This window comes from Pullulanibacillus camelliae, from assembly GCF_014642655.1.
GTDB classification, from domain to species: domain Bacteria; phylum Bacillota; class Bacilli; order Bacillales; family Sporolactobacillaceae; genus Pullulanibacillus; species Pullulanibacillus camelliae.
Window position 1 is genome coordinate 81538 of record NZ_BMIR01000015.1, and the last position, 11073, is coordinate 92610.

Consider the following 11073-nt stretch of genomic DNA (forward strand, 5'->3'; position numbering starts at 1 on the left):
GAGAGAAGGGCGAGAAGGAACATGTGGGTTTGGAAAACAGCACTAAAAGTTCCTAAAGGGGTCATTGTGATTGTCCATGGGGCTGGTGAGCATCATGGACGATACGAGTGGCTAAAAAGGCAATGGTTAAAAGCTGGCTATCACGTGATTCTCGGGGACTTGCCAGGCCAAGGGAAAAATGCTGAGCATAGAGGACATGTCGATAGCTTTAACGAATATATAGTTACACTGAGGAAATGGATTGATAAGGCGCGGACATTTAAGCTTCCTTATGTTGTTTTTGGCCATAGTTTAGGTGGATTAGTTGTGATTCGTACACTTCAAGAATCGCGTCTCAGGCCCGATGCGGTAGTCCTATCCTCACCATGCTTAGGTTTGAAGGTTCCACCGCCCAGTTGGTTAAAAAAAGCGGTCAGTCCTTTTAATTTGTTTGTCCCTCGTTTTCGGATTCCCATCAAGCGATCTGGGGAAAATGTTTTAGCGACGCATAACAAAGAAATACTTGAGCGGGATGCTTTAGATCCCTTGATTGTGAAGAAGATTTCATTGCGTTGGTATTTTGAACTGGATCTGGCAATGGAGAAAGCTTTCCAACGCATGGATCGCTTTCCTGATGTTCCTCTATTTATTTTACAGGCGGGGAATGATAAAATCGTCGATAAGACTAAAGTTTATGAGTGGTTTCATAAGATTCAGCTAAGAAACAAACAGTATAAAGAGTGGCCAGGGTTTTATCATGAAGTATTTAACGAGCCCGAGCGTGATGTGGTGTTTCATTATTTGTTGCATAAATTAACACCATTTCTTTGAAGGAAAAGCTTTAGAATTGGAAGTGCGCTATAGGTTTTCTAAAGTCACAAAACGAACGTGATTGAAAGAGAAGGGTGGGGTGCTTTCATGAAGGTACCAACTAAATCATGGGAATTAATGCTACAGATTTATCGTCATGTATTACCAGATGTTAGGGAAGAGCTTTCGGTTTGGAAAAAGCGGGCTGAGCAAATCCCCAATGCAGAATTAAGAAAGCAGGCCCTTGCAAGCATTAGAACGAAGACCTTTCATTGTGAAGGCGGTGGGATCTATAGCCTGATTGCGGGAGAACGCCGCCGTGAAGTCATCTCCTTTATAATTGCTTATCAAACCATCAGTGATTATTTAGATAATTTGTGTGATCGCAGCACTTCTTTAGATCCAAAGGATTTTCGTGCGCTTCATGAATCCATGCTGCACGCCCTAACACCTGATGCCCCATTGAATGATTATTACCGCTTTAGAGAGGATAAGGACGATGGTGGATATTTGCCGCAATTGGTGAGAACGTGCCAAGCCTTTTTGCGGAATGTAGACGCGTATACTGTGATTCAACCCATGCTCTTGGAATTAGCTGGCTATTATTGCGATCTACAAGTACATAAACATGTGAAGCAGGACTTAAGGGTGCCGCGTTTGCAAAAGTGGTTTAGTGAATTTAAGGATCAGCTTCCTCAGATGAGCTGGTACGAGTTTTCAGCGAGCTCGGGATCAACATTAGGCATTTTTTGTTTGGTCTCGTATGCTGCCGGTGCTTATCCCATGGAAGATTTAGCGGTTCGAATTAAAGAAGGGTATTTTCCTTGGGTTCAAGGGTTACATATTTTATTGGATTATTTTGTTGATCAAGAAGAAGACAAGCAGGGTGGAGATTTGAACTTTTGTTTTTATTATGAAAATGAGGAGATGCTCATCAATCGCTTCAATCATTTTATTGAGCAGGCAGACTTAAGCATTGCCAATCTACCGCATTCTAAGTTTCATCGCTTGATTAACCGTGGGCTCCTAGGGATTTATTTAGCCGATAAAAAGGTAAACAAGCAACATCGCGTGCGCCATATTGCCCGTAAAATCGTGAGACGTGCGGGGGGCGCCGGCTGGTTTTTCTTGATGAATGGCTGGTTATATAGACGCATTAAACCAGGTTTATAAAAGCACCTGAAAACATCTTTTTGAGACTAGTACGAGGCTGAGACAAAACTAAAAGGACTCACCCTCATACCGAACAATAAGTTTTTAAAAGGAGATAGGGAAAGCGGAAGTGCAGTCAAAATATGGAGCCTCCAGCGGGAAGTAAGAGATCGGTAAGCCCCCGCAGAAAGCGAAGTCGTTTGCCGGAGCGCTTCATGATGCACCAAAAAGTCGAACGCATGCCTGCAAAAATATGCATGCGTTCGACTGCTTTATGTGCTAAATATTTCTGTCCCAGCCCCGTTCTTTATTTGGAAAAAGAAAATTGTGCCTCGTATATTAACAAGACTTCGGATTTTATGAGTTTCTTGGATTGTCAAAAGTCATTAGGGATAGTAAACTAATCATGGCTTCCATGCACAAGTCATTAGGTTGACATCTTGAGAGAGGAACTTCATACTATGCCGAAAAAATTATGGCTTCTTGTCATTGGAATGGTAATCAATACTACCGGCTCGTCATTCTTATGGCCGTTAAACACGATTTACCTTCACAATATCCTTGGACATTCATTATCTTTTGCAGGATTCATTTTAATGCTAAATGCAGGGGCGGGGATTGTTGGTAACTTATTTGGAGGATTTCTTTTTGATCGCTTTGGTGGGTATCGCTCTATCCTAGGGGGCGTCATGATTACAACCGCCGCCTCTATCTTATTGTTTGTTTTCCATACCACCAGTCCCTACGCGCTTTTATTAACGCTTATAGGGTTTGGATCAGGCATGCTATTTCCTGCTATGTTTGCCATGGCGGGTGTTGTGTGGCCGGAAGGTGGGCGTAAACCGTTTAATGCAATTTACGTTGCCCAAAATATTGGGGTGGCTGTCGGCTCATCGATAGGTGGCATAGTGGCTTCTTTTTCTTTTAATTTGATCTTTGCGGTTAATGCGGGTGTATTTATCTGTTTTACTCTTTTTGTGTTTTTCTTGTTTCGAACGATCGATTCGACAAATACTGCTGCTCAATTACAGTCTAATATTCTGGAGCAATCAAAAGCGGTAAAGCAAACGGCACCTTTTATGGCCCTCTTGATTCTTTGCTCTGGGCTGATGCTGTGTTGGGTCGGATATGTTCAATGGCAGTCGACGATCGCTTCTTATACGCAAACACTCGGCATTCCTATTTCATTTTATAGTCTATTATGGACTGTCAATGGAGCGTTAATTGTCATTGGCCAACCACTTGTTGGGATGGTGACTAGACGATTTCCATCCACGAAGCTACAGATGGTCGTTGGCATTCTCCTATTTATATGCTCCTTTAGCGTCCTTGCTTTTGCTCATTCCTTTGCGGGCTTGGTTTTTGCTATGATTGTCTTAACTCTTGGCGAGATGTTTGTATGGCCGGCTGTGCCAACGATTGCCAATCATTTGGCTCCAAAAGGACGGGCAGGCTTTTATCAAGGGTTTGTCAATAGCGCTGGAACATGTGGAAGAATGATTGGGCCATTATTCGGTGGGATGATGGTCGATCTCTTTAATATGCGTATGCTCATTGGTGTTATCTTTATTTTATATATTGGTGCGCTGGTCACCACGCTCATATATGAACGGCCTTTAAAGATCGTGCACTATTCGAAAAAGCGGTCATCCATCTCTTGATTTTTTACGTAGGTTTTTAGTCCTAGGAAGAGTTTTCTTAAAAAGGCTTGACATTCTTTGGACGATTCAATAAAATACAAACTAACACAATGAAACAAAACGTCAGTGATGCGAGAAATGTGCTGAATACAGCCAATGGGTCGCTTCCGAACAACTTCATGTGACAAAGGCATTGATGAGGAATAGTAGTATTGGTTGTTTTTTTAGAGAGTTGATGGGTCTGGTGAAAGTCAACAAAACAGCAATGCGAACTCGCCTTTAAGCTGCGATCGTGAAACCTAAGAGATTATGTAGCGTTCGCCGTTGGACCGCGTTAAGGTATTAAAAATTGAGTGAGTGCCATGTGCACTAATTCAGGGTGGTACCGCGGGAATTATGGCCATTATGTTAACCAACCTCTCGTCCCTAACGCTAACGTTAAGGGCGGGAGGTTTTATTTATACTATTGAAAACGCGTTGTCAGAATAAGGAGGAACTTTGATGCCATACGATCATCGCAAAATTGAACAAAAATGGCAAAGCTATTGGTCAGAACATCAAACGTATAAAACCAATACAGAATCAGATAAAGATAAATATTACGTTTTGGACATGTTCCCTTATCCATCAGGGGCTGGACTTCATGTAGGACATCCAGAAGGCTATACAGCGACCGATATTTTAGCTCGCTTTAAAAGAATGCAAGGCTATGAAGTGTTGCATACGATTGGCTGGGATGCCTTCGGCTTACCTGCAGAACAGTATGCGCTGGATACGGGAAATGATCCAAGAGAGTTTACCAATCACAACATTGCCAATTTTCGCAGACAGCTGCAATCCCTTGGTTTTTCATATGATTGGGACCGTGAGATCAATACGACATCCCCAGATTATTATAAATGGACTCAGTGGATTTTTTTAAAGCTCTATGAAAGAGGCCTCGCTTATATCGATGAGGTGCCTGTTAACTGGTGTCCTGCACTTGGCACTGTATTGGCCAATGAAGAAGTGATCGATGGGAAAAGTGAACGTGGTGGACATCCAGTTATCCGCCGACCAATGAAACAATGGATGCTCAAAATCACAGAGTATGCTGAGCGGTTATTGAACGACTTGGATAAGGTTGATTGGCCGGAGCATATTAAGGAAATGCAACGCAATTGGATTGGAAAATCAGAAGGGGCAGAAATCACCTTTGCCGTTGCGGGTGTTGATGAAAGCATTACTGTTTTCTCCACTCGTCCAGACACTTTATTCGGGGCGACTTATGTTGTACTGGCACCTGAGCACCCACTTGTCGATCAGATCACGACACCAGAGCGGCGAGATACTGTGGAAATGTATCGCAAAGAAGTCCAAAGTAAAAGCGATTTAGAACGCACGGAATTATCTAAAGAAAAAACGGGTGTATTTACCGGTGGCTACGCCATTCATCCGATTACTCAAGAGAAGCTGCCGATTTGGATCGCTGATTATGTGCTTATTACGTATGGCTCCGGAGCAATCATGGCGGTTCCTGCCCATGACGATCGTGACTGGGAGTTTGCTAAGAAATTTGAGCTGCCTATCATTGAAGTCGTCGCAGGCGGTGACGTGACCAAGGCCGCGTATACTGAGGATGGTATACATGTTAATTCTGATTTCCTCGATGGTTTAGGAAAGCAAGAAGCCATTGATAAGATGATTGAATGGTTAGAAGCACATCATGCTGGCTCACGTAAGATTACTTATCGTCTCAGAGACTGGTTGTTTAGCCGGCAGCGTTACTGGGGTGAACCGATTCCAATTTTGCATCTAGAGGATGGGACTATTAAAGCCATCCCAGAAAGTGAATTGCCTTTAATGCTTCCAGACATGGATGAGATTAAACCATCGGGGACAGGGGAATCGCCACTTGCTAATGCCCATGACTGGGTAAATACGATAGATCCTGAAACAGGAAAAAAAGCGCGTCGTGAAACGAATACTATGCCACAATGGGCTGGAAGCTGCTGGTATTTTTTACGCTTTATTGATCCACATAATGCTCAGGCGCTTGCTGATCCTGAAAAATTGAAGAAATGGCTTCCTGTGGATGTCTATATTGGTGGCGCAGAGCATGCCGTCTTGCATTTGTTATATGCACGTTTTTGGCATAAAGTGTTATACGATATTGGCGTTGTTCCGACTGAAGAACCTTTCCAACGTCTCTATAATCCAGGAATGATTCTTGGAGAGAATAATGAGAAGATGAGCAAGTCAAAAGGGAATGTCGTCAATCCAGATGATATTGTCGATGCTTATGGGGCAGATACCTTGCGCTTATATGAAATGTTTATGGGACCGCTTGATGCGTCGATTGCTTGGTCAACTGATGGACTGGATGGCGCCCGTCGTTTCCTTGATCGTGTGTGGCGCTTGCTCGTTACAGAAGACAATCAGATTGTTGGTAAAGTAACGGAGAAGGCGACATCTTCTGCTGAATTCGAAAGAGTGTATCATCAGACCGTGAAAAAGGTAACAGAGGATATTACTCATATTCGTTTTAATACCGCTATTTCTCAGCTTATGGTGTTTGTCAATGAGGCGAATAAACAAGATAAGCTCCCTAAAGCGTTTATTGAGGGGTTTGTTAAGTTATTATCACCATTTGTTCCTCATTTAGCTGATGAGCTTTGGTCCTTACTTGGTCATACAGGAACGGTAAGCCTCGATGCGTGGCCCACTTATGATGAAGCGAAAATGGTAGAGGCGACTGTAGAAGTTGTCATTCAAATCAATGGTAAGGTGCGTTCGAAAGCCACTGTGTCTAAGGATACACCAAAGGATGATTTAGAACAGCTGGCTATGGCTGATGAGATTATTAAAGAAAAGCTTGCTGGGTTGACCGTGCGCAAAGTGATCGTTGTGCCTGGAAAACTTGTTAATATTGTGGCGAACTAAAAGACAAAGAAGGTATCCCGAAATATAGGGGATGCCTTTCCCTATGCTTTAAGAAGGTATAGCATTTTAGAAGCTGAAGCTGCTAATTTCTGATCCATCCACCTGTCTTGCGAAGGGGATAGTGAATTTACGTTCATTTTTAGTATGTAACAAAAGAACAGGAATAGCAGAAAAGGTGACACAATTTAACAAAAAATTTATATATAAAAGAACTGTGTCAGTTCTTGACTTTTGATACATAAGACGGCACAATTAATTTGTAAACCTTTATGAAGGGTGAGAACGATGGCGGATCAAATCGAAACGATTCTACCGGAGCAACTTGAAGAACGCTTGACAGACGATCATGGAGACTTATTAATTGTTGATGTTCGTGAAGATGAAGAAGTGGCCACTGGCAAGATAGCAGAAGCCATTCATATTCCATTATGGCAGCTGCCTGATCGTTTAGACGAGCTTGATCATAGTAAGACAGTTATTACTGTATGTCGTTCGGGTCGTCGCAGTGAAACAGCGGCAGAATTTCTACATGGACAAGGCTACACAGTGAAAAACATGATTGGTGGCATGATGAAATGGGCTGGCGATATTCAGGCTTAATGTCATCAGGAAGTGTGGACGAGTAGTCCACACTTTTTTTAAAAGAGCAGAAGGTATAAAATTTCTGATCATGAGGACGGTGCGCGATTCCGCTTCAGGCCGCTCGCTTTCTGCGGGGGAGTGGTAAGCCTCCTCGCGCCTTCGCACTGCTAAGGGCTTACCGATCTCCCACTTCCCGCAGGACTCTAGTCTCCGCATCATGAGTCAGCGGCGCCCGAGGAACATACGATTTTAGAGTGTTCCGAATCTCGCGCCTTGCGCTCCCATCCACTTGGCCAGGCAATGAAGCCTCTTTCATATTGGCTGATGCTCTATACTAAGGACAAGGACCGGGCATGCTCTTCGCCTGGTTTTTCTTAATACTATCAGAATTTATAATTTCGCTGACGCTCTAAAAGGAAGATTTTCAGTTGTCTCTTCAAGGGCTTGCGCGGGAAGCGTATAACCGTTCTCTATACCGTTTGTTTCCAACTGTGATACAATACATGAGACGAGCTGTTGAATAGTGCTATAATTTGTCAAATGCTATTTTTAATCGATGAAATGAAATGAAGATATATATTAGGATCACGGGAGAGTGATCGTTTAGGAGCTGTCCGTTGAATGTCAGGTTCTTCTCTGATGCGAGGGACATTTATTCTCTCAGCAGCAATTTTCTTTACGAAATTATTGGGGATGCTATTTACCATTCCCTTTTATGCTATAGTAGGTCAACACGGGGTGTACTTGTATGGATTTTCTTATAATCCCTACGCGATTATTCTGAGCATATCAACAGTCGGCGTACCACTGGCTGTTTCTAAATTTGTGGCAAAGTATAATGCAATAGGGGATTATCAAACAGGTCGAAGACTTTTCCGCTCGGGACTCCTATTAATGACTATCACGGGATTTCTGGGCTTTATTATCATGTTTTTTGGAGCGTCAGTCATCGTTAAATTGAGTGATGTTCATGCCCAAGATTATCATGATTTGATTATGGTCATTAGAGTGCTTAGTTTTGCTTTAATTATCGTCCCATCCATGAGCTTGATTCGAGGTTATTTTCAAGGATTCCAATCTATGGGACCGACGGCACTTTCACAAACTATTGAACAAATCGTCAGGATTGGGTTCGGCTTAATTGGGGCCTTTATTATTGTCAATCTGTTTGGTGGTTCTAAGGTCACTGGAGTTGCTTTTGTTACATTCGGTGCTTTCATGGGAGCCGTTGCTGGTCTTATTGTGCTGATCCGTTATTGGGTTAAGCGGAAACCACATTTGGATCAACTGCAGAGTCAAAGCCATGTGACGAGCCGTCCAGCTCTGACATCGATGTATAAGGAATTAATTAGCTATGCGATTCCTTTTGTCTGTGTAGGGCTAGCGAATCAGCTGTATTTGCAGATTGACCAATTTACTCTCAATCATTTTATGCGCGAATTTCATCAGATCTCTAAAGGAGATTTGGAGTTGATTGTGGATTGTTTGATGCAGCTCGATCAAAAACTGGTTATGATCCCTGTTTCCTTATCTACAGCCATGGCCCTTAGTGTTGTTCCCTCGATTTCTTCTAGCTATGCTTTAGGAGATAAAAGGGATATGCATATTAAAATCACAAGAGCCTTACAGCTGACGTTGTTTCTGACCATTCCCGCAGTGATCGGTCTTTCGGTTTTAAGCCACATGATATACGGATTGTTTTATGATGTAAACGATGTGGCCATTGGTGGTGAAATTTTACGATGGTATTCACCATCAGCCATTTTCTTTGCGCTATTCTCTGTGACAGCGGCCATATTGCAAGGGATTAATCGCCAAAAAGTCACCATTTTAAGCTTAGGTGTTGGGATATTACTGAAGTTGATTTTAAATCCTATTTTTATAAAATGGTTTGATTTGACGGGTTCCATTTGGGCTACTGATATTGGCTATTTCTTTTCCATCCTGATTAATTTGGTGGCCATTCGCTGGGAAACAAGATATAACTATAAATTTATTGCAAAGCGCTTTTTACTTGTGATGATTTTTGGTCTTATCATGTGGGTGGGGATCGGCGTTCTCTTCCTATTCCATGGGGGGAGTACCCCAGAAACAAAAGGACAATCACTTATCTACACTGTCCTTGGCGTAGGGGTTGGCGGCGCGATATATTTGGTATTATCGCTGCGTTCCGGTCTTGCACGACAGGTGATAGGCGAACGCCTGCCCTTTTTAAAACGCTGGATGTAATGAAGATAAAGCTGTCTTAAAAAGTCCTGATAAAGACTGATTGAGGCAGCTTTTTCTTATTGCTTTATTTTTTGTAACATTTCATGCTACAAAGTGATTTTGCCGCCTGTAATTGCTGGAGATAGTGCCACAAGCTATTCTAAAAAGGGACGAGACATGTGGAGAATAAAAACGGCACTGAGACAGTAGTATTCAGCTCATAGAGAATCCGAACGCATCACCATTTTGACGGCATGCGTTCGGATTTCTGAGTGAGTCATGAAGCGCTCCGTCAAACTACTCGTTTTCCACGGGTACCGCCATAGGCGCGCAGGATGTGCTAGCTTCGGTGTTATCACTTGGATGGGATGTTTTTAGGAGAAGTTCCTTGAAGAATGTAAGGCACCTAGACAATCCTTTTTTAAGGACCCCAAATATTTATGACTACTAAAAATCCCCTCCCTGTATCTACTCATATCGCTTCGTCGTCAGCTTCCTCGGAACCCCTCGAAGTTTTTTCGTGAAGTAACGCTGGCCCCGTTCCCGTAGGAGTCCCTGTATTTTGACTAGGCTTCCTGTTCTCTGGCTACTTATCATTCGGTATGAGGGGGGATTTCTTTTCGTTTTGTCTCACCCCTCGTTAATATCTTTTTAAAAGCATACTAATTTAAAGGAGTCAGAGTGAGTTCAAAGGCTATGATGGATGCTTATTTTGCTAATTTTTCTTTATACCATTTTAGCTGTTCACCAATGCTATAGCCTTGGAGGGGTACTGTAAATTGAAAACCATAGGAGTTAAGTTCAGGCTCTAGGTGTTTGCGATAAACCATACCACCATGGAGGTATAGCGTGATTTGGGCAGGGTCCTCATATTCGAGTAGACGATTGACGACTTTTGAGGCCCAGGCCTTTTTTTCGCCAATACTGAATGTTTTGATGGAAACATCATAGGGAGCCATCCACTGATCGGGTAGGAGCAGTCCGTCTTTAGCATTGTAAAAGTACAAGCGATCATAGTATCTTTTACCGTATTCGACAGATTTAATGAACAAGGGGCTTTGATAAAATTGAATAACTGGTGCAGAATAAGGCGCTTTCTTCCGTGCGGTGGCCATAAGGCCTATTTTATCTATGTGACTCTCCTCCTTCTAAATTTTTACAATTTCATATAAAAAGGAGCCCCACAGCCTTTCTAGGTAGGGCACTGTAGGGGATTACGAGACTTTTACTTTTTTATTTGTCACGCGCCATTTTCCACGACTCGGACTTTTTACCAATTGGTTATACAATAAAATGTTCAAATCACGTTGTATGGTTCGTTGTGTCATTTCAAATTCATCCACTAATTCCTGCGTCGAAACTGTCCCTTTTTCTCTAATGAAGAGGTAAATATCCTTCACACGATTCATCATTCGACCTGTAGAGGGATTCAAAAGATCACTCCTTATTTTTTATCCAACCTCCTGCGTGGGTTAGGGCAGGACGGGGAATTCAGGCATAAAATAAAGTTTGACACAAATCCCTTTCGAATGTTGCAAAGAATGCTTAGTTTCTGAGATGATCGATTCCTTAGCTGGTAATAAAGTGATGACTTTGGAAAAGGAAATGTGTGAATTTTTCCCCTTTGATTTTATGTTACAACAATTTTTAGATTTGTCAAATCAACACGCAATGTAGTTTGTGTCAAACTTTTCTCGGTACCCTATTCATCCCAGTATTTCTGGCACTCTAAATTTGTACGCTTTTCCAGCTACCGCGCGAATGTCTTCGCTTGGTTCCC

8 protein-coding genes and 1 other annotated feature are annotated in these 11073 nt (G+C 42.5%); of the genes, 6 read left to right on the forward strand and 2 right to left on the reverse strand.

Annotation, left to right across the window (positions count from 1 at the left end):
* The first annotated feature begins 21 nt into the window (after positions 1 to 21).
* The 6 genes from IEW82_RS14575 (at position 22) to IEW82_RS14600 (ending at position 9314) form a co-directional block, all read left to right on the forward strand.
* Positions 22 to 810 (forward strand): alpha/beta hydrolase, encoded by a 789-nt coding sequence (locus IEW82_RS14575; protein WP_188695858.1) that lies wholly within the window; start codon positions 22 to 24, stop codon positions 808 to 810.
* 87 nt (positions 811 to 897) lie between these two features.
* Entirely contained in the window at positions 898 to 1962 is a 1065-nt protein-coding gene (tbcS, locus tag IEW82_RS14580) for a tetraprenyl-beta-curcumene synthase (protein WP_188695861.1), read from the forward strand.
* A gap of 440 nt (positions 1963 to 2402) precedes the next feature.
* Positions 2403 to 3602 carry an MDR family MFS transporter gene (locus IEW82_RS14585; RefSeq protein ID WP_188695864.1) on the forward strand — a complete coding sequence of 400 codons (1200 nt, stop codon included), beginning with the start codon at positions 2403 to 2405 and terminating at the stop codon, positions 3600 to 3602.
* A 163-nt stretch (positions 3603 to 3765) separates the two neighbouring features.
* Positions 3766 to 4012: a binding site (T-box leader), on the forward strand.
* Between the two features lie 70 nt (positions 4013 to 4082).
* Positions 4083 to 6503, forward strand: a complete 2421-nt coding sequence (leuS, locus tag IEW82_RS14590; RefSeq protein ID WP_188695867.1) for a leucine--tRNA ligase — start codon at positions 4083 to 4085, stop codon at positions 6501 to 6503.
* A 285-nt stretch (positions 6504 to 6788) separates the two neighbouring features.
* Entirely contained in the window at positions 6789 to 7103 is a 315-nt protein-coding gene (locus IEW82_RS14595) for a rhodanese-like domain-containing protein (protein ID WP_188695870.1), read from the forward strand.
* 603 nt (positions 7104 to 7706) lie between these two features.
* Positions 7707 to 9314 carry a putative polysaccharide biosynthesis protein gene (locus IEW82_RS14600; protein WP_188695872.1) on the forward strand — a complete coding sequence of 536 codons (1608 nt, stop codon included), beginning with the start codon at positions 7707 to 7709 and terminating at the stop codon, positions 9312 to 9314.
* 686 nt (positions 9315 to 10000) lie between these two features.
* Here IEW82_RS14600 and IEW82_RS14605 read toward each other — a convergent pair.
* Together IEW82_RS14605 and IEW82_RS14610 are read right to left on the reverse strand one after the other, a co-directional pair.
* Positions 10001 to 10408 carry a DUF6884 domain-containing protein gene (locus IEW82_RS14605; protein ID WP_188695876.1) on the reverse strand — a complete coding sequence of 136 codons (408 nt, stop codon included), beginning with the start codon at positions 10406 to 10408 and terminating at the stop codon, positions 10001 to 10003.
* Between the two features lie 99 nt (positions 10409 to 10507).
* On the reverse strand, positions 10508 to 10726 hold the full coding sequence (locus IEW82_RS14610) for a DeoR family transcriptional regulator (protein WP_188695879.1): 219 nt from the start codon (positions 10724 to 10726) through the stop codon (positions 10508 to 10510).
* Positions 10727 to 11073: the final 347 nt, after the last annotated feature.

What these genes read in the sequence shown, in the direction of transcription:
- IEW82_RS14575 (WP_188695858.1), top strand. Translation starts at nt 22, where the DNA reads ATGTGGGTTTGGAAAACAGCACTAAAAGTTCCTAAAGGGGTCATTGTG.
- tbcS (WP_188695861.1), top strand. Translation starts at nt 898, where the DNA reads ATGAAGGTACCAACTAAATCATGGGAATTAATGCTACAGATTTATCGT.
- IEW82_RS14585 (WP_188695864.1), top strand. Translation starts at nt 2,403, where the DNA reads ATGCCGAAAAAATTATGGCTTCTTGTCATTGGAATGGTAATCAATACT.
- leuS (WP_188695867.1), top strand. Translation starts at nt 4,083, where the DNA reads ATGCCATACGATCATCGCAAAATTGAACAAAAATGGCAAAGCTATTGG.
- IEW82_RS14595 (WP_188695870.1), top strand. Translation starts at nt 6,789, where the DNA reads ATGGCGGATCAAATCGAAACGATTCTACCGGAGCAACTTGAAGAACGC.
- IEW82_RS14600 (WP_188695872.1), top strand. Translation starts at nt 7,707, where the DNA reads ATGTCAGGTTCTTCTCTGATGCGAGGGACATTTATTCTCTCAGCAGCA.
- IEW82_RS14605 (WP_188695876.1), bottom strand. Translation starts at nt 10,408, where the DNA reads ATGGCCACCGCACGGAAGAAAGCGCCTTATTCTGCACCAGTTATTCAA.